Source organism: Paenibacillus sp. FSL R7-0652 (assembly GCF_038595045.1).
In the GTDB taxonomy this organism is placed as follows: Bacteria; Bacillota; Bacilli; order Paenibacillales; family Paenibacillaceae; genus Paenibacillus.
The window spans coordinates 5,728,308-5,750,287 of the sequence record NZ_CP152001.1 but is presented as its reverse complement, the minus strand read 5'-3'; the positions used below and the strand labels follow the sequence as shown (position 1 = coordinate 5,750,287).

Below are 21,980 nucleotides of genomic sequence, written 5' to 3'. Positions count from 1 at the left end.
TCTAGAACGGGAGTGTGTCGATATGAGAGAGAATACCAACGAGCAGTATGGATTAACGCAAGCCCAGCGCCGCATATGGTTGATGGAAATTATGAATCCGGGGACATCGATCACGATGCTTTCCGCGACTTACCAGATTACTGGCGAGATCGATACACAGCTTCTAGAACAAGCGGCGGCAGAGATCGTCAAAACCTATGATGCTTTCCGTATTCGCATTGACGGGGATTTACAGAACCCAACGCAGTGGTTTGAAGAGCTGGAGAATGTTCAAGCGAGAATAAGCCATCTTCAAATAGATACAATCGAACAATTTAATACTTGGGTAAAAGAAATAAGCGAAAAGCCCGCCAGTGTGTTCGACGAACACCTTCATCAATTTACAATTATCCATTTTGCTAATGGTCGGGTATGGCTCAATTTGACGATAAATCATATTATTGCCGACGGTTTGTCCGTTACCGCACTGCTGCATGCAGTAATGGAAAAATATCTGGAACTGCGCAAAGGCATCCGCAGCAATTACGATGCCCCTTCCTATCTGGACTATATTTCCGCTGAGCGTGAATATGAACAGTCACAACGTTATCAAAAAGGGAAGGAATACTGGCTGACGAAATACAGTACGCTGCCTGAAACGACCGGTATTAAATCGGTTCCGCCATTCTCAATCGGCAGTGAATCCAATAAACTGTCCATCACTTTGGATGGTTCCCGGTATGAACGTATCCTGGCTTTCAGCGAGCAGTATCAAGTCAGCTTATATACGTTGTTTCTGTCTGCTATGTATGCCTTGTTATACAAGCTGACCGACAGTACCGATATTCCAGTCGGCACCGTTTTCGCCAATCGCACCAGCAGGAAAGAAAAAGAAACGATTGGTATGTTTGTCAGTACTGTGGCTACGCGGGTTCGTCTGAATCCAGACGAGCACATACTTTCCTTGATTCAAACCGTTTCAAAGGAAAATACAGCGGATCTGAGGTATCAAAAATACCCTTATAACCAATTAATTCAAGATTTACGCGAGCAGCATGAGCGCAGTGATCTTTCGGGACTTTTCCGCACTTCTTTGGAATATCTGCCTTTAAAAATCGTAGAGTACGAGGAAATCAAGGTGCGTCTGGAAGCTCATTTTGCCAGGCATGAAGTGGACGATCTGCTGCTGCGCTTTGATCATATGCTTAGTGAAGGCCATGTCATCCTCCACGCTTCGTATCGTACGGGTCTGTTCGAAACAGCCGAAATTGACCGGATTATGGAACAGTATGTAACCGTTCTGGACCAATTTCTTCAGACTCCTGAACTGTTGGTACGTGAGATTACGCTGCTGAGTGATGCGGAGAAACACCGCATTCTTCATACGTTTAACCCATCGGTGAAAGAACCGGGCAGGAGAGAAGCATTTCATTGGTATGTTGAAAAGTTTGCTTTGGAAATTCCGAATCATCCGGCAGTTGTCTATATGGATAAACAGCTGACTTACGGCGAATTGAACGAACGTGCCGATCGGCTGGCCTCTCTCCTTCGCGAACAGGGCGTAGGAAGGGAGACGATTACAGGAATCTGGGCGGAACGTTCGGTAGAACTGCTGATCGGGGTGCTCGCCGTTTGGAAAGCAGGCGGAGCCTATGTTCCGCTCGACCCTGATTATCCGGCGGAACGGATTGAATATATGCTCAGTGACAGCAGGGCATCGGTACTGCTTACGCAGCGTCATCTGTTAGAGCGTGCCGGAGAATGGTTGGTCGATGACCAGCTTAATCTTCAAACGGTTTATGCCATGGACGATGAACAGATTTATAACGGGAATACCCAAGCTTTAGAACTTGAATCTGCCCGAATCAATCCGGAAGATCTGGCTTATGTGATCTACACCTCGGGCACGACGGGACGCCCGAAAGGTGTCATGATTGAGCATGGCAGTCTCGTGAATACGGCGGATGCATACCGCAGAGCGTACCGGTTGGATCAGTTCCCTGTGCGGTTGCTGCAGCTGGCCAGTTTCTCGTTTGACGTATTCGTTGGAGATATCGCGCGGACGCTTTATAACGGAGGCACAATGGTAATTGTGCCGAAGGATGACCGCATCGATTCGAGCCGCCTGCACAGCTGGATTCGGGACCAAAACATTACAGTATTCGAATCCACGCCTGCGCTCATCCTGCCGTTCATGCAGGATGTATATGAAAACGGGCTTGACGTCAGCTCCTTACAGCTGCTGATCACCAGCTCGGATGCCTGCAGTGTCAACGATTACCGATTGCTGCAGGAAAGATTCGGCGGACATTTCCGCATTATCAACAGTTATGGCGTGACCGAAGCGGCCATCGACAGCAGCTTTTACGACGAGCCGCTGGACAAGCTGCCTTCATCGGGACATGTGCCGATTGGCAAAGCCTGGCTGAATGCCCGCTTTTACATTTTGGATGCCGCGTTAAAGCCGGTTCCTGTAGGGGTTTCTGGCGAGCTTGTCATCGGCGGTGCGGGGGTAGCACGCGGGTATTGGAACCGTCCGGACCTAACCGCCGAGAAGTTTGCGGACAGTCCGTTTGTTCCGGGCGAGCGTCTCTACCGGACAGGGGATATGGCCCGCTGGATGGAAGACGGTAACGTTGACTTCATTGGTCGGATCGACGATCAGGTGAAGATTCGCGGGTTCCGGATTGAAATGGGCGAAATTGAAACGGTCATGCTGCGTTTTCCAGGCGTCAAGCAGGCCGTAGTTATCGATCGTATGGATGAGCAGGGGCAGAAGTATCTATGCGGATACGTGACAGCGGATGCTTCTCTGCAGCTGAGCGATCTTCTGTTCCAATTGAAGCAGGAGCTGCCCGTTCACATGATCCCGGCCCGGCTGATGTCTCTGGATAAACTTCCGCTCACCCCGAACGGCAAAATTGATCGTAAGGCTTTGCCTGAACCGACAGGAGATGCAGCGGCAATCCGTGAGTATGCGGCCCCTCGAACCATGCTGGAAATAAGACTTGCGCTCATTTGGCAGCAGGTGCTGGGTATTGCTCGGGTTGGAGTCCATGACGATTTCTTTGAGCTGGGCGGTCATTCCTTACGCGCCTCCATGCTTGTCTCCAAGATTCGGAAAGAGCTGCAGGTTGAGGTCCCCCTGCGGGATGTTTTTCGCTGCACCACGATCGAACAGCTGGCTCAAAGAATCGGCGGCTTAAGGCAGCAGAAGGTGTATGAAATTACAAAAGCGGCCGAGGCCGAATATTATCCGGTTTCGTCAGAGCAAAAGCGTCTGTACGTCCTGCGTCAGCTGGATGGAAGCGAGCGCAGCTATAATATGTCGGCGGCGCTTCTTCTCAAAGGCAAGCTGGACCGCATGCGTGTACAGCACGCGTTCCAAGCGCTGATTCAGCGCCATGAAACACTGCGTACCGGGATCGAGCAGGTGCAGGGCGAGCTTGTACAGCGCATCTATGACCAAGTGGAGTTTAATGTAGATTATTTTCAGGCGAGCGAGCAGGAACTGAATCAAGTGGTGGAAGCTTATTATCGCCCGTTTGATCTGACCAAGCCCCCACTTCTCCGCATCGGTCTGATCGAAGTCGCCGAGGATCGCCACATACTGCTGTTCGATATGCACCATATCGTCTCGGACGGCATTTCAACAGCGCTCCTCTTCGATGAGTTCAGCCGCCTGTATCGGGGCGAGGAATTGCCCCAGCTGCACATTCAATACAAAGATTATGCTGTTTGGCAGCATTCTGAAGCATACGAGCAGCTGCTCCTGCCGCAGAAGGAATACTGGCTGGAACAGCTGTCGGACGAGCTGCCGGTTCTGGAGATGCCGACAGATTTCCCGCGCCCTGCAGTGCAAAGCTTTGACGGCCGGACCGTGACGTTTTATATCGGGAAAGAGCGAACGGAGAAGCTGAAAGAACTGGCGTCACGTACAGGTACAACCCTGTACATGGTACTGCTGTCAGCTTACTCCATCCTTATGCATAAATACTCGGGTCAGGAAGATTTGATCGTAGGAACGCCAATTGCCGGAAGAACACAGGAAGAAGTGCATCCGATCATAGGGATGTTTATCAACACGCTGGTCATTCGCAGCCGTCCAGAGCGTTCCAAACCGTACCTTTCGTATCTGGAAGAAATCAAAGAGATTACGCTCGGGGCCTTTGAACACCAAAATTATCTGTTTGAAGACTTGGTAGAAAGTCTCCAAATTCCGCGAACAGCCGGCCGGAATCCGCTATTTGATACGTTTTTCTCCCTGCAGAATACGGAGAATGAGCAGATTGTCATTGACGGATTGGAGCAGTCCTTTTATCCGCTGGAAAACCGCACATCCAAGTTTGAGCTGCTTCTGGATATTTCGGAGCTGGATGGTCAGCTCGAATGCCGATTGGAGTACGCTGCTGCTTTGTTTAAACAAGAAACTGCGGAAAGGTTCGCTGTTCATTATGACAAACTGCTCGAAACCATTGCAGCAGCACCAGAAGGAGATATTGCATCGCTTCAAATGCTGACGGAGGAGGAAATCCATGAGTTGATCTGCGGGTTCAACGATTCGGAGGCAGACTACCCGAGACAGCAGACAATTCACGGCTTGTTCGAAGAACAGGCGGAGCGTTACCCGAACAATGTGGCTGCGGTTATGAACGATCATCAGCTGACCTATCGCGAGTTGAACGAGCGCTCCAACCGCCTTGCCCGGAAACTGCGGGAGACGGGAGTAGAAGCAGACCAATTGGTAGCTATTTTGGCCGATCGTTCGCTTGATATGGTCGTTGGTATTCTGGCGATTCTCAAAGCGGGCGGAGCCTACGTGCCTGTCGATCCCGATTATCCGGCGGAGCGCATCCGCTTCATGATCGAAGATTCAGGCGCGGCATTACTGCTGGTTCAAAAGCAGCTGCACGAGAAGACGGATTATGCCGGAACTCGCCTCGAATTAGACGATTACGTATGGGGAGACGAAGGGATGCAACCAGCCGATTCGCAGGATGGTTCAAACTTGGAGCCCATTTCCGGGCCGGGCAGTCTGGCCTATGTCATCTACACTTCGGGAACAACCGGGAAACCGAAAGGAACGTTGATTGAGCATAAAAATGTCGTGCGCCTTCTGTTCAACGACAGAAATCTGTTCGATTTCGGCCCGTCCGATACGTGGACGCTGTTCCACTCGTTCTGCTTCGATTTCTCTGTGTGGGAAATGTACGGGGCGCTGCTGTACGGAGGCAAGCTGGTCATCGTGCCGCCGCTGACGGCGAAAAACCCGTCTGCGTTCCTGGCGCTGCTGGGCCGCGAACAGGTTACGATATTGAACCAGACACCGACGTACTTCTATCAACTGATGCGTGAGGCTTTAGCGGATCATGCATATGACCTTCGGATTCGCAGCGTCATCTTTGGGGGAGAAGCGCTGAGTCCCATGCTGCTCAAGGGCTTCAAGACGAAGTACCCGAATACGAAGCTGATCAATATGTACGGCATTACCGAGACGACCGTTCACGTGACCTATAAGGAAATTACATGGATTGAGATTGAGGCGGCGAAGAGCAATATCGGCAAACCGATCCCGACACTGAAGGTATACGTGCTGGACGAAAACCGCCGTCCTGTGCCGATCGGCGCTGCGGGCGAAATGTACGTGGCCGGGGAAGGACTGGCGAGAGGATACTTGAATCGTCCGGATCTGACAGCGGAGAAGTTCGTTGATTCTCCATTTGCGGAGGGGGAGAAGCTGTACCGCTCAGGCGACCTGGCGGCTTGGCTGCCGGATGGCAGTATCGAATATCTGGGCCGGATCGACCATCAGGTCAAAATTCGGGGCTATCGGATCGAACTGGATGAAATCGAGACACAGCTTCTGAACGTCAAGGACGTCGAAGAAGCCGTTGTGCTTGCCCGCCAGGACGGCGGAGGTGAGAAGCTGCTGGTCGCTTACTTTGTGGCGGGCCGTACGCTGACGGTCAGCGAGATGAGAACCGCATTGGCTCAGGGAATGCCGGGTTATATGATCCCGTCATACTTTGTCCAGCTGGAGCGTATGCCGCTGACATCCAACGGCAAAGTCGACCGCAAAGCGCTGCCTGAACCGCAGGGCGAATTGCAAACGGGTGTCGAATATATATCGCCGCGCAACCTGACAGAGTCCAGACTCGTGAAAATCTGGGAGGAAGTGCTGGGTTACTCCGGCATTGGAGTTCTGGACAATTTCTTCGAGCTTGGGGGCCACTCCTTGCGGGCAACAAACCTTGTCAGCAGGATTCGGAAGGAAATGAACGTCGAATTTCCGCTGCGCGATGTGTTCCGCTATATGACGGTAGAGTCGATGGCAGCGGCTATTGCCAGCCTGGAACAATTGCAGCACAGCTCGATTCCGAAGGCGGAAGAGAAGCCGTACTATCCGGTTTCTTCCGCACAAAAAAGACTATACGTCCTGCACCAGCTGGACAGCGCGGAGCTGAATTATAATCTTCCGAGTGCTCTGCTGTTGAAAGGGGCTGTAAATGAGGCAAAAGTGGAGAAGGCGCTAACTGCCTTGATTACCCGGCACGATATGCTGCGTACCGGTTTTGAAATCGTAGATGGGGAGCCAATGCAGCGTGTTTATCCATATGTACCTTTCAAGGTCGAGAAGTTTCAAGCAGATGAAGAACAGATAGCAAGCATTCTTGAAGGTTTCATTCAGCCTTTTGATTTGACTCGGCCGCCTCTGCTGCGTGCCCTGCTGCTCGGACTGGAAACAGATCAATTTCTGCTCGCACTGGATATTCATCATATTGCTTCGGATGGTCTTTCCATGGATGTGCTTCTGCGCGAGTTCGTCCGGCTTTACAATGGGGATGAATTACCGGAACTGCGGATTCAATACAAGGATTACGCCGTTTGGCAGCAATCCGAGGAGCAGCGTCAGCGCATTAAAAATCAGGAGGAGTACTGGCGCAAAGTATTTGGCGCGGAGCTTCCAGTTCTCGAACTGCCTCTCGATTTCTCCCGCCCGGCCGTACAGCAGTTTGACGGTCAAACACTCACATTCACGCTGGATGCGGAGAAAAGTGAAGCTCTCAAACGGCTTGCCGGGGATGCAGGGGCAACGCTGTATATGCTGCTGCTGGCTGCATACTCCGTACTGCTTCATAAATATACGGGACAGGAAGATATCGTAATCGGTACGCCGATTGCTGCACGTTCTCATGCCGATCTGCAGCCGATTATCGGTATGTTCGTGAATACGCTTGCTCTTCGCTTAGGCCCGGCAGCGGAGAAAACATTCCGGGATTACCTGCAGGAAGTAAAAGAAACGACGCTTGGAGCCTACGAGCACCAAGACTATCCATTTGAGGAACTGGTGGAGTCGCTTCAGGTGAGCCGGGATTTAAGTCGAAACCCGCTGTTTGACACTATGTTTTCTTTGCAAAAGCACGAAAGTCTGGATTTAACTTTGGAAGGCCTGAAGTGGTCGCTGTTTGACATTGAGGAAAAGACAGCAAAGTTTGATCTCAGCTTAGATATTGTGGAATGGGGTAACGAACTGGTTTGCAAAATGGAGTATGCGACCTCGTTATTTAGACATGAAACGATTGTACGGCTGGCAGGGCATTATGAGCAGCTTTTAACCTCGATTCTGACTCAACCAGGTGCGCAGATTTCAGATTTGGATATGCTGACGGACAGCGAAAATCATGATTTGCTGGTTGGGTTTGACGTGTCGTCCTCGAAGCCTGCAGTACAGTCCGCCGCAGAGGGGACAGCTTTGGAAACGGATGAATCGTGGAGAGAGAAAACGTTCCACGAGCTGTTCGAGGAACAGGCGGAACGCAATCCGGGAGCACTGGCGGTTGTCTACGAAGACAGCAAGCTGACGTATGCGGAGCTGAACGCCAAAGCGAATCATCTGGCATATGCACTGCGCTCCCGCGGCGTCAAACCCGAGCAGGTGGTTGGCATTTTGGCTGACCGTTCGGCAGAGCTGTTGATCGGGGTGCTCGCTGTATGGAAGGCCGGTGGTGCTTATGTGCCTCTCGACCCGGACTATCCAGCGGAACGAATCGAGTATATGCTCACGGACAGTGGGGCGTCAGTGCTTCTCACGCAGACTCATCTGCTGCAGCAGACGGAAGGTTGGTGCAGCGGCGGGGCTCCAGTGCTGCAAACGGTGCTTGCAATCGATGACACTACGACGTACAGCCTTGGAGCCAAAGAAACTGCTGCTGCCGTAGAAGCCGAGCAGGACAGATGGACGGTGGATCTCGCATTGAATCCGGCGAAGGTGAACAAGCCCGGCGATTTGGCGTATGTCATCTACACCTCCGGTACTACCGGACGACCTAAAGGTGTAGCCGTGGAACACGGCAGCTTGGTGAACACGGCAGCGGGCTACCAAAGGCATTATCGCCTCGATCAGTTCCCGGTCCGGCTGCTGCAGCTGGCCAGCTTCTCATTTGATGTGTTTGTTGGAGACATTGCGCGCACGCTGTACAACGGCGGTACCATGGTCATCGTGCCGAAGGATGATCGGATAGACCCAACTCGCCTCTACGGCTGGATTCACGAATATGCTGTGACCGTGTTCGAATCGACTCCGGCGCTGATCATTCCATTCATGGAGCATGTACATGCCGAAGGTATGGAACTCAGCTCCATGCAGCTGCTGATCACAAGCTCCGATGCCTGCAGCGTGACGGATTACCGTACGCTGCAGGAGCGTTTCGGTTCGAAGTTCCGTATTATTAACAGCTACGGTGTAACGGAAGCGGCAATCGACTCCAGCTTCTATGACGAGCCGCTGGAGAGACTGCCGAAGACAGGTAGTGTACCGATTGGAAAAGCATGGCTGAACGCCAAGTTTTATATCGTAGATGCAAATCTGAAGCCTGTTCCGATCGGGGTACTCGGTGAGCTGGTTATCGGCGGGGCGGGTGTGGCCCGCGGTTACTTGAATAGGCCGGATTTGACGGAGGAGAAATTCGTAGACAGTCCATTCGCCACCGGAGAGCGGCTGTACCGAACGGGCGACTTGGCACGCTGGATGCCGGACGGCAATGTTGATTTCATCGGCCGGATCGACAACCAGGTGAAAATTCGCGGTTATCGAATCGAGCTTGGTGAGATTGAAGCGGTCATGAAAAATGCTGATGGTGTACGTCAGACGCTTGTCATCGACCGTACAGACGAGCGGGGGCAGAAATATTTGTGCGGATATGTTGCAGCAGATTCCAGCTTTGATCTGGAAGGACTGGCGAACCATTTGGACACTGTGCTGCCTTCCCATATGGTACCTTCGCGCATCATGCGCCTGGATCAAATGCCGCTTACACCGAACGGAAAGATTGACCGTAAAGCGCTGCCTGTGCCCGAAGGAAATATTCGTACACAGACTGCATATACGGCACCGCGTACACCTGCCGAGCAGGCACTTGCGTCGGTCTGGCAGTCAGTGTTGGGTGTGGATCAGGTGAGCATAACAGACAATTTCTTCGCGCTCGGCGGCGATTCGATCAAGGCCCTGCAGGTATCGTCCCGTCTTTTGCAAGCGGGGTACAAGTTAGTCATGAAAGATTTGTTCCATTACCCGACAATCTCTGCCCTCGGTTTGCAGCTGCAAAAAGCGGACAGAACGGCAAGCCAGCTTGAAGTGATGGGAAAGGTTACTTTGACCCCGATTCAGCGCTGGTTCTTTGAACAAAACCCGGCCGATGCGCACCACAGCAATCAGGCGTTCATGCAGTTTTCCGTGCATGGTTTTGACGAAGAAGCCTTGTGCAAGGCGATGCATCAGCTGGTCGTGCATCACGATGCTCTTCGCATGGTTTACCGCCAAACCGAGAACGGTTATGCCGCCTGGAACCGGGCTGCCGGGGATAGCGAAGCATTGTTCGATCTGGAAGTCGTTGATCTCAAAGGAACCTCCGATGTGAAAGAAGCGGTAGAGGCCAAGGCAAATGACATTCAGGCAGGTATCGATCTGGAAAACGGTCCGCTGGTGAAGCTTGGTTTGTTCCACTGTGACGATGGCGATCACCTGCTCATCGTGATCCATCACTTGGTCGTAGACGGTGTATCCTGGCGTATTCTGCTCGAGGATTTTGCCACAGGTTATGAGCAGGCACTGCAGGGGCAGCCGATCCGTCTGCCGCTCAAAACGGATTCTTTCCAAACGTGGGCAAATCAGCTCGCTGATTATGCGAACGGTCCAGCAATGGAAAGCGAGAGAGAGTACTGGCAGCGTATCGAGCAGGCAATCTATGAGCCGCTTCCGAAAGATTTTGCACAATCCAAATCCAAGCTGAAGGACAGTGCGCTCGTGACGGTTCGCTGGACAGCGGAGGAAACCGAGCAGCTGCTGAAGAACGCACACCATGCTTATCGAACGGAAATGAACGATCTGCTGCTTACCGCGCTGGGTCTTGCAATCCAAACTTGGAGTGGTCTGAAACGCGTGCTGGTAAATCTCGAAGGTCACGGCCGGGAAGAACTTCTTCCGAATGTGGACATTACACGTACGGTAGGCTGGTTTACGAGCCAGTTCCCTGTTGTTCTGGAACCAGGTTCTGCCAAGGCGCTTGGTTATCAGGTGAAACAGGTGAAAGAAAACTTGCACCGCATTCCGAACAAAGGAATCGGTTACGGTCTGCTGCGTTATTTGGCGGAGGGGCGTGACGGCGAGAGCTATGCTCTGGAACCGGAGATCAGTTTTAACTACCTGGGTCAGTTTGACCAGGATTACGAAAGCAGCCGCTCGCAGCCGTCCCCATTCAGCCCGGGCTCCGATTCCAGCCCGAATGCAGTAATGGATTTTGCACTCGATATCAATGGTATGGTGTCGGAAGGAACTTTGGAACTAACGATTCGTTATGGAGAAACCCAGTATAAACGGGAAACGGTAGAACACTTGGGCAACCTGCTTCAATCGAGCCTGCGTGATGTGATCAATCACTGCATATCGAAAGAGCAGCCGGAGCTTACACCTAGCGACGTACTGCTTCAGGATGTGACGTTGGAAGAACTGGATCAGCTGACCAAACATACGGCAGCACTCGGTGAACTTGAAAATGTATACACCCTGACTCCGCTGCAAAAAGGAATGCTGTTCCACAGTTTGCTGGATGCCGATTCGGAAGCTTACTTCGAACAGGTGACCTTCGATCTGTATGGAAGCTTGAACATCGAAGCCTTCACCCAAGGGTTGGATACGCTGGTGCAGCGGAATGAAGCGCTGCGGACCAACTTTATTACCGGCTGGAGAGACGAGCCGATTCAAGTGGTATTCCGCGAGCGGAAGTGTGAAGTGTACTATGAAGATATTCGCTCCGTAAGTGATGAAAATCCGGAGGAGACCCTGGCGAATTTCGTTAACGCGGATAAAGCGAACAAGTTCGATTTGACCAAAGGATCTCTTATGCGTGTGACTGTTTTGCGCACGGGCGACGAGTCTTACCATGTGATCTGGAGTCACCATCACATTTTGATGGACGGCTGGTGCATGTCCTTCATGATCAAGGAAGTGTTCGACACCTACTTCGCGTTCCAGGAAAAGCGGATGCTGGAGCTTCCTCCGGTTACCCCGTACTCCCGGTATATTGAATGGCTGGAAGCTCAAGATGCCGCGAGTGCTTCGGATTACTGGTCCGGGTATTTAGCGGGTTACGAGCAGCAGACGAAGCTGCCTCAGGAGAGAACGCAGCTGAAACAGAGTGCTTTTGAAGCGGCTGAAATGAATGTGGAACTCGGTAAGGAACTGACCGGACAGATTGAACGGGTGGCACGTCAGCAGCAGGTGACACTTAATACATTCATGCAGACCGTATGGGGACTTGTTCTGCAGGTGTACAACAACAGCGAGGATGTCGTATTCGGCTCCGTTGTATCTGGGCGTCCGGCTGAAATTCCGGGCATCGAAAGCATGATCGGCCTGTTTATTAATACGATCCCGGTCCGTATTCAAGGCGGAGCGGACGAGACGGCAGCCGACATCTTGCGGAAAACTCAGGATCAAGCACTCGCATCGGGAGCTTACGAAACGTTCCCACTGTACGAAATTCAGTCGCTAAGTGAGCAGAAACGTGACTTGATCAACCATATCATGGTCTTTGAAAATTATCCGATGGAAGAACAGATTGAGCAGGTCGTAGGTGGAGAGAAGGAAGCGCTGAAAATTGCAAATATTCAGTCACCAGAGCAAACGAACTATGACTTGGACATTACCGTCATTCCGGAAGAGCATATTTTGCTCCGGTTTACGTACAATGCCTTGACGTACAGAGAGGAAGACATCCGGCAGATCTACGGTCATTTTGTCCGTGCACTGGAGCAGGTTGCGGCCAATCCGAATATCTGTGTGAAACAGTTGGAGCTTCTGACCGGGGCAGAGAAAGAACAAATTCTGGGCGGGTTTAACCCGTCTCAGCCGGAAGCGGCTCCTGCGGCTGCATTCCATCGGCTGTTTGAAGAACAGGCGAAGCGCACACCGGAAGCGACGGCTGTTGTGTATGAGAATGACCGAATGACCTATGCAGCGCTGAATGAACGGACGAACCGTTTGGCGAGTACGCTGCGTGCAGGCGGCATTGGCCGGGAGTCCATCGTTGGCATTCTTGCCGAGCGTTCGGTGGACCTGCTGGTGGCTGTGCTGGGGGTGTGGAAGGCAGGCGGGGCCTATGTGCCGCTTGACCCGGATTATCCGGCAGACCGCGTGCGGTTCATGCTCGAAGACAGCGGAGCGAAAGTGCTGCTGACACAAACGGCACTGCGAGAGCGTGCCGAAGCGTGGCTGGGCGAAGAGGAACTGGCCTTGGCAGCGGTGCTGTATCTCGACGACGAAGCATCGTACAGCGATGAACGGACAAATGCACCGATCGGCGGTGTCCAAGGTTCGAACATGGTTTCCAGCTTGGACTCCGCTGTGGTCTCTGGCAAGCTGACAGGAGCTGTGAACGACGGTGAGGATAGACGTCATCCGAATGCTGCTGACATGGGTGATTTCCATGAAGCCCGTCCCGAAGATCTGGCGTATGTGATTTACACGTCGGGAACGACGGGCAGGCCGAAAGGGGTCATGATCGAGCACCGCAGTCTGGTCAACACCGCAGCAGGCTACCGGCGGGAATACCGGTTAGATCAGTTCCCGGTGCGGCTGCTGCAGCTGGCCAGCTTCTCGTTTGACGTGTTCGTGGGCGATATCGCGCGCACGCTGTACAACGGAGGCACGATGGTGATTGTACCGAAGGACGACCGCATCGATCCGTCTCGGCTGCATGGCTGGATCGAGCGGGAGAGAATTACCATCTTTGAATCCACACCGGCGCTGATCGTACCGTTTATGGAATACGTGTACGAGCAGGGGCTGGATATCAGCGGAATGGAGCTGCTGATTACGAGCTCGGACAGCTGCAGTGTGGCGGATTACCGGACGCTGCAGGAACGCTTCGGCTCATCGCTTCGCATCATCAACGCCTACGGTGTGACGGAAGCGGCCATTGATTCGAGCTTCTACGATGAGCCGCTGACGAAGCTGCCGCAGACAGGCAGCGTTCCGATTGGCAGAGCGTGGCTGAACGCGAAGTTCTACATTGTGGATGCCCATCTGAATCCGGTGCCGATCGGGGTGCTGGGCGAGTTAGTCATCGGCGGAGTTGGGGTCTCGCGCGGGTACTTGAATCGTCCGGAACTGACGGAAGAAAAGTTTGTGGACAGCCCGTTTGCCGAGGGTGAACGGCTGTACCGCACGGGAGACTTGGCGCGGTGGATGGAAGACGGAAATGTGGACTTCATCGGCCGGATTGACCACCAGGCCAAAATCCGGGGATACCGGATTGAAACGGGTGAAGTCGAGGCGCAGCTGCTGCAGGTGGAGGGCGTACGCGAAGCGGTCGTCGTTATCCGGGAAGATCAAGTCGGTCAGAAAGCTTTGTGCGCTTATTACACAGCAGCAGAAGGCGTGAAGGAAGCGGATCTTAAGCGGGCGATGGCCAGTGAGCTGCCGGGGTACATGATCCCATCATATTTCGTGGAGCTGGAGCAGCTGCCTCTGACGCCAAACGGAAAGATTGACCGTAAGGCACTGCCAGCACCAGAGGCGGGAACAGGCGCAGGACGCGAATACGTGGCGCCGCGGACCGAACTAGAGGCGAAGCTGGCTGCCATTTGGCGGGATGTGCTTGTTCGGGAGCAGGCGGTAGGCGTAACGGACAACTTCTTCGACCTCGGCGGACACTCGCTGCGGGCGACGACGCTTGTCAGCAAAATGCATAAGGAATTGGGCGCAGCATTCCCGCTTCGCGACGTATTCCGATGCTCTACGGTTGAGGAAATGGCCGCTGCTGTAGAACGGCTGGAGACGGGCTTGTTCACCGCAATTCCTACGGCAGAGGTTAGCGAGTATTATCCACTCTCTTCCGCTCAGAAACGTCTTTATATTTTGAATCAATTGGAAGGAGGCGAGCTGAGCTACAACATACCAGGAGCTGTCATGCTTGAAGGAAAACTCGATCGCCAGAGATTTGAAAAAGCGTTCGGCAGTCTCACAGCTCGTCATGAAACGCTGCGTACCGGTTTTGAGATGGTAAACGGGGAAGTGGTGCAGCGGATTTACGAAGAAGCTATCTTTCAAGTGGAATATGTTGAAATCAACGAGGATCAGGCAGAAGAAACGGTGCGCCAATTCGTTCGTGCGTTTGATCTGGCAAAGCCTCCGCTGCTGCGAGTAGGTCTTGCCGAACTGGCGCCTGATCGGCACATTTTGATGTTTGATACGCATCATATCGTATCTGATGGTGTTTCAATCGATGTACTGATTGAAGAGTTTGTCCGCTTGTACAGCGGGGAAACTTTGGAACCGCTCCGCATTCAGTACAAAGATTATGCAGTATGGCAGCAATCGGACGAGCAGAAAATGCAGCTTGCCAAACAGGAAACCTACTGGCTCGACATGTTCCAAGGGGAGCTGCCGGTTTTGGAATTGCCGACGGACTATCCGCGCCCAGCGATGCAGAGCTACGAGGGCCGCACGCTGAAGCTGTTCATGAACAGAGAGAAAAGTGAAGGTCTGAAGCGGCTTGCAGCAGAGAACGGCGCAACCCTTTACATGGTTTTGCTTGCGGGTTATACCATATTACTGCATAAGTATACAGGTCAGGAAGATGTGGTGGTCGGAACGCCGATTGCAGGAAGGAATCACAGCGATCTTCAGCCGCTGATCGGCATGTTCGTTAATACTTTGGCGATCCGCAGTTATCCTGCTGCTGATAAGTCATTCCTTGACTACTTGAGGGAAATCAAGGAGACGACTCTGGGAGCTTTTGAACATCAGAATTACCCGTTTGAGGAATTGGTGGATAAAGTAAACACAGCTCGCGATTTACGCCGCAATCCGCTGTTTGATACGATGTTTGCTGTGCAGAATACAGAGAATTTGGAGATTCAGCTTCCCGGACTCCATCTGTCGACATATGACAGTGAAGAGATTGTTTCCAAATTCGATCTCAGCCTGGACGTCACGGAGATTGAGGAAGGCTTGGAATATCTGTTTGAGTATGCCACAGCTCTTTATAAAACGGAAACAGTGGCCAAATTGGCTGCGCATTACCTGCAGCTGCTTGACTCTATTCTTCTTAACCCGTCGGCAGCTATATCCGAACTGGGCCTTTTGACAACGATGGAAAAAGACCAAATTCTGTGCGCATTCAATCCGGCACAGCCGGAAGCGGCTCCTGCGGCTGCATTCCATCGGCTGTTCGAGGAACAGGCGAAGCGCACACCGGAAGCGACGGCTGTTGTGTATGAGAATGACCGAATGACATATGCAGTGCTGAACGAGCGGGCGAATCATTTGGCGAGTACGCTGCGTGCAGGCGGCATTGGCCGGGAGTCCATCGTTGGCATTCTTGCCGAGCGTTCGGTGGACCTGCTGGTGGCTGTGCTGGGGGTGTGGAAGGCAGGCGGGGCCTATGTGCCGCTTGACCCGGATTATCCGGCAGACCGCGTGCGGTTCATGCTCGAAGACAGCAGAGCGAAGCTGCTCCTAACACAAACGGCACTGCGAGAGCGTGCCGAAGCGTGGCTGGGCGAAGAGGAACTGGCCTTGGCAGCGGTGCTGTATCTCGACGACGAAGCATCGTACAGCGATGAACGGACAAATGCACCGATCGGCGGTGTCCAAGGTTCGAACATGGTTTCCAGCTTGGACTCCGCTGTGGTCTCTGGCAAGCTGACAGGAGCTGTGAACGACGGTGAGGATAGACGTCATCCGAATGCTGCTGACCCGGGTGATTTCCATGAAGCCCGTCCCGAGGATCTGGCGTATGTGATCTACACGTCGGGAACGACGGGCAGGCCGAAAGGGGTCATGATCGAGCACCGCAGCCTGGTCAACACCGCAGCAGGCTACCGGCGGGAATACCGGTTAGATCAATTCCCGGTGCGGCTGCTGCAGCTGGCCAGCTTCTCATTTGACGTGTTCGTGGGTGATATCGCGCGCACGCTGTACAACGGAGGCACGATGGTGATTGTGCCGAAGGACGACCGCATCGATCCGTCTCGGCTGCATGACTGGATGGAGCGGGAGAGAATTACTATCTTTGAATCCACACCGGCGCTGATCGTACCGTTTATGGAATACGTGTACGAGCAGGGGCTGGATATCAGCGGAATGGAGCTGCTCATCACAAGCTCGGACAGCTGCAGTGTGGCGGATTACCGAACGCTGCAGGAACGCTTCGGTTCATCGCTTCGCATCATCAACGCCTACGGTGTGACGGAAGCGGCCATTGATTCGAGCTTCTACGATGAGCCGCTGACGAAGCTGCCGCAGACAGGCAGCGTTCCGATTGGCAGAGCGTGGCTGAACGCGAAGTTCTACATTGTGGATGCCCATCTGAATCCGGTGCCGATCGGGGTGCTGGGCGAGTTAGTCATCGGCGGAGTTGGGGTCTCGCGCGGGTACTTGAATCGTCCGGAACTGACGGAAGAAAAGTTTGTGGACAGCCCGTTTGCCGAGGGTGAACGGCTGTACCGCACGGGAGACTTGGCGCGGTGGATGGAAGACGGAAATGTGGACTTCATCGGCCGGATTGACCACCAGGCCAAAATCCGGGGATACCGGATTGAAACGGGTGAAGTCGAGTCGCAGCTGCTGCAGGTGGAGGGCGTACGCGAAGCGGTGGTGCTGGTTCGAAATGATGCGAACGGGCAGAAGGCGCTGTGTGCGTATTATGCACCGGATACCGGAGCAGCGCTGGCGGTGAATGAGCTGCGCAGCACGCTGGCACAGGAGCTGCCGGGCTACATGATCCCGTCCTACTTCGTGGAGCTGGCGCAGCTGCCTCTGACGCCGAACGGCAAAATCGACCGGAAGGCACTGCCGGCACCAGAGGCCGGAGTAGGCATAGGCAGCGAATATACTGCACCGCGCAGCAGGCTGGAGGCGAAACTGGTTACCATTTGGCAGGACGTACTCGGGCCAGTCAAGATTGGCGTGACGGACAACTTCTTCGACCTTGGCGGGCACTCTCTGAAGGCAACGATGCTCGTCAGCAAAGTGCACAAAGAACTGAGCGTGGACCTGCCGCTCCGCGATGTGTTCAGACACTCGACCATAGAAACGATGGCTGAAGCGATCAGCCAATTAGAATATCAGGAATATCTCTCGATTCCAGTCCTGGATCAGAGGCATCATTATCCGCTTTCCTCCGTGCAGAAAAGGCTGTACATTCAGCAGCAGATGGAAGGTGCCGAGCTTAGTTACAACATGTCCGGCATGACCGTTCTTGTCGGACGCTTGGAACGGAATCAATTCGAGTTGGCGCTCAATGAATTAATCGCTCGACACGAAATTTTGCGAACAGGGTTCGAAATGGTCGACGGAGAACCGGTACAGCGGATTTATTCGGACTTGAAATTTGCTATCGAGTACACGAAAGCAGCGGAAAGCGAAACAAAGAGCATTGCAGACAGTTTTGTGCGTGTCTTTGATCTGGAACGGCCGCCGCTGCTGCGTGTCGGCTTAGTCGAGTGGGAAGCGGAACGGCATCTGCTCATGCTGGACATTCACCATATCATCACAGATGGCATGTCCATGGGCATCTTCGTTGAAGAACTGCTCCGCCTTTATAACGGCGAGACGTTGGAACCGCTCCGGATTCAATACAAGGAATTTGCTGCTTGGCAGCAGTCTGAACCTGTGAAAGAACAGCTGAAACGTCAGGAAGCTTACTGGCTGAACGTGCTGGAAGGTGAACTGCCAACACTTGAACTGCCTACGGATTTTGTCAGACCTGCTGTTCGCAGTTTTGAAGGAGATGTGCTGCCCTTCAACATTGACAAGCAAATGACCGACAGCCTGCAGTCCATTGCAGATGAGCACGGTGTCACCCTGTATATGGTGTTATCGGCTGCTTATTCGATCCTGCTCAGCAAATACTCGGGACAAGAAGACTTCATAATAGGAACGCCAGTGTCGGGCCGCACACATGCCGAACTGGAGCCGCTCATCGGGATGTTTGTCAACACGCTGGCGATCCGCCACTATCCGTCCGGAGAGAAAACGTTCATCACTTACTTGAATGAGGTCAAAGAAACCATGCTGGGGGCCTACGACAACCAGGACTATCCGTTCGAAGAGCTTGTGAAAAAGCTGCAGGTGCCGCGAGATCAAAGCCGTAACCCTGTATTTGATGTTATGTTTGCTGTGGAAACGAAGGAAGATAACGTGCAAAACTTCGGGGAGATCCAGATCGAGTCTTACCCTGAAACACATACGGTTTCCCAATTTGATCTTACTTTGGTTATTTCGATGCTGGATGAAGGAATGAATGGGCAGTTTGAATATGCCACCAAGCTGTTTACGCGTAATCTGATCGACAATTTCGCTCAGGATCTGCTCATGATTATCAACCAGATTTGCGAACAGCCTTCTGTGCTGTTGAAAGATATTTCCCTGAACGGGCAATCCGAACAGGAACAAGATGAGCTGGAAGCCATTGATATTATTTTCTAATCTCTTACCCGGTTTGGGTGTATGCCGTGCTTCTCGCGGTCGCATCCTGCCGGGTGTTTTTATGGTGATCTGTGGTGGAGTTGGACTTTTTATTGTTATTTTAATTAACTTTTTACAAAAAAATGATTACTATAAGAGAGAAGATAAAATTTAATGTTGTAATAAGGAGAAGATATGAGTAAAACACTGGATATAAAAAGTTACCGTAAACTTATTGATGTGTCTCTTGAATTAAGTCCAAACATCAATTTAATCTCTGGTACGAATGGAACTTGTAAAAGTTCTATTTTGTATTTGCTTTCTAATTCGTATCAACAAAAGGTTTCTACTAATGCTTACGGTAATATGAAAAATTGCATTAATACTATAAATAATATTAACAACATCATGAATCCAAAAATAGAAACATTGAGTCGTGGAGATAAAGTGTCAAATGATCCGACAAACGGAAGAAAAGGGACAATTTTAGAAGTTACATATTTTGACAATAAAAAACTTGAATTTAGAAAACATAATTCTCCGAAGAATTCAAGATATTCAATAAAACCTAAGTATAGACCTGGAAAAAACGAGTCACTTCCAGAAATGCCTGTTATTTATTTAGGTTTATCACGCCTAATGTCATTTGGTGAGTATCAAGAATTACAATTAGAAAAAATCAATGATAAATTAAGTAAAAGTTTGCAGCTGGATGTTCAAATACTCGCAAAAATAAAATCAATTTTAAAAAAAGAATTGAAAGATAGCTACATCACTCAGATTAAGAGCTCTCTTCCTGACGATTATATTGCTAAAATAAATAAACTATATTCATCATTCACAAATATAGAGGTAATCCATGAATCTTATAGCAATATTGGTTTGAAGAAAAGAGCGGAGTTTGTGACCAGTTTAAATGGTATTGATTCAAACACTATTTCCGCTGGAGAAGATAATCTATACATTATAATTACAGCACTTGTTTCTCTTAAATATTACTATGATGAACTCCAAAAAGAAGTAGGCATAGAAAACTACCAAAACATAAGTAGTATACTATTAATAGATGAAATTGATGCTACTTTACATCCTTCTTACCAATTGAAGTTGTATGACTTACTAAAACAATTCTCAGAGGATTATTCAATTCAGATAGTGTTTACAACACACAGTTTTTCGCTTATTGAACATGCAATTAATAAAAAAGCTAACGTTCTTTATCTTCTCAATGAACAGAATAAAGTCAGTATCTTTGAAGAGATAGATATGTTTACAATAAGAATGTATCTTGAACAAATAACATCTCTTGAATTACAACAAAATAGTAAAATTCCCGTATTTACAGAAGATGAAGAGGCTAGAGATCTTCTCGAAAATATTTTTATGCTCTTGGGGGATTGGGATCCCGAATTTAATAAAGTTAAAGGAAGGTTTCATTTTGTCAATTCAAATGTTGGTTCTAGTAATTTAGAAAGTATTTTCAAAGATAAAATACTAACTAATAATATTATAAAAGCTATATGTATATTAGATGGGGATGCTCGAAATCAATTAGAACATAATATTATTACTTTGCCAGGTAAAGTGAATCCTGAAAAACTAATTTTTGATTATTTGAGCCTACTTATAGATAATCAAGAATATAGCGAGTTTTGGAGTTTTAAAGAAGCACATGTAAGAGAAGGATACTCATATGATAAAGCTAGAGAAATAAGAGGAGAGATAATGAGTATAGAAGATCACTTAGAATCTCTTCCTTCGACAAAGGGAATACGCAGGGAAAAATATAAGAAATTATATCGTAAGTATAAATTCTTTTTTTCTATTGTATTCGTAAAGTGGTTAAAAGATAAAGAAAATCAAGCTGAAGTTCAGTGCTTTTATAATAACTTGTTTACTATGTTTAATAAGACCAGAGTCGCTTACAGCATTCCGTCTTCAGAGTGGAGAAAAAAAATAAACTTATTTGAGAGTGTTGAGCATGCCAATAACTGATAGTCCATTAAGATATCCCGGAGGAAAGTCACAATTAGCAGGATTTGTTAGAAATTTAATGTATTTGAATAATTTATCAAAAATCACTTATATTGAACCGTTTTCAGGAGGGTCGGGAATCTCAATAAATTTACTACTTAAGGAAGTTGTTGATCGAATTTTTATAAATGATTTTGATCCTTCGATTCATGCTTTTTGGTATTCAATTCTACACAAAAATGATGAATTCGTACAAAAAATAATTGATACGCCAATAACTATTGAGTGTTGGCTTGATCAGAAAAAGATTTATGAACAAAATAGAAATGATCCATATTCCTTGTCTAATGGATTTGCTACATTCTATCTTAACAGAACAAACAGAAGTGGAATTATATCAGGTGGTGTAATTGGTGGCCTAAAACAAGAAGGGAAGTATAAAATAGATTGTAGATTTAATAAACAATCATTGATTAACAAAGTGAGAAGAATTGGAGAAAAGAGGTCAAAAATAAATCTGTTTAATTTAGATGCTAAAGTTATGGTAACTGAAATCATTAGTAGTTTAGTACCTAAAAATTCTTTTATATTTTTTGATCCTCCATATTATGTTCAGGGGAAAAATTTGTACCAAAATTCATTTGAGCACGAAGATCACATCTCTCTAAGAGATTCTATTTTAAATTTAAAAGAATATTACTGGATAACAACTTATGATCATCAAGAACCTTTAATCAATCTATATTCTAGCGTTCCTAAATATCAATACTATTTAACCTACTCAGCACAAACTAAAAGAAGAGAGAAAGAGTTGTTATTCTGTAGTGAAAAAACTAAGATTGAATCTTTTGAGAGAGTACTAGTTGAACAATTGAATTAATAGTTAAGAAGGATTTAGGTATAAAATAATCCTACTATTTTTGCGCCTAAAGTCTATAGTAGGATTATTATAATACTCAGGTGGATCACTCATAAAAGCTTACGAGCTGAGTAAATCAGCACTAATGAAGTTTGGAGTAAACTGGCTCATAAAAAAGGATTGTATGATATTTTTACA

The 21,980-nt window shown here is 49.7% G+C and carries 3 protein-coding genes; all 3 read left to right on the top strand.

What is annotated here, in order from left to right; all coding sequences use genetic code 11:
- Nucleotides 1-22: 22 nt before the first annotated feature.
- Entirely contained in the window at nucleotides 23-18,970 is an 18,948-nt protein-coding gene (locus MKY97_RS25165; RefSeq protein WP_342552937.1) for a non-ribosomal peptide synthase/polyketide synthase, read from the top strand.
- A 174-nt stretch (nucleotides 18,971-19,144) separates the two neighbouring features.
- Complete coding sequence (locus tag MKY97_RS25160) at nucleotides 19,145-20,944, top strand: AAA family ATPase (RefSeq protein ID WP_342552936.1); 1,800 nt, start codon at nucleotides 19,145-19,147, stop codon at nucleotides 20,942-20,944.
- Nucleotides 20,931-21,803 (top strand): DNA adenine methylase, encoded by an 873-nt coding sequence (locus MKY97_RS25155; protein WP_342552935.1) that lies wholly within the window; start codon nucleotides 20,931-20,933, stop codon nucleotides 21,801-21,803. Before MKY97_RS25160 ends, MKY97_RS25155 begins: the two co-directional genes overlap by 14 nt.
- Nucleotides 21,804-21,980: the final 177 nt, after the last annotated feature.

Coding starts and splice junctions, on each gene's coding strand:
- MKY97_RS25155 (WP_342552935.1), top strand. CDS start 20,931: ATGCCAATAACTGATAGTCCATTAAGATATCCCGGAGGAAAGTCACAA.
- MKY97_RS25165 (WP_342552937.1), top strand. CDS start 23: ATGAGAGAGAATACCAACGAGCAGTATGGATTAACGCAAGCCCAGCGC.
- MKY97_RS25160 (WP_342552936.1), top strand. CDS start 19,145: ATGAGTAAAACACTGGATATAAAAAGTTACCGTAAACTTATTGATGTG.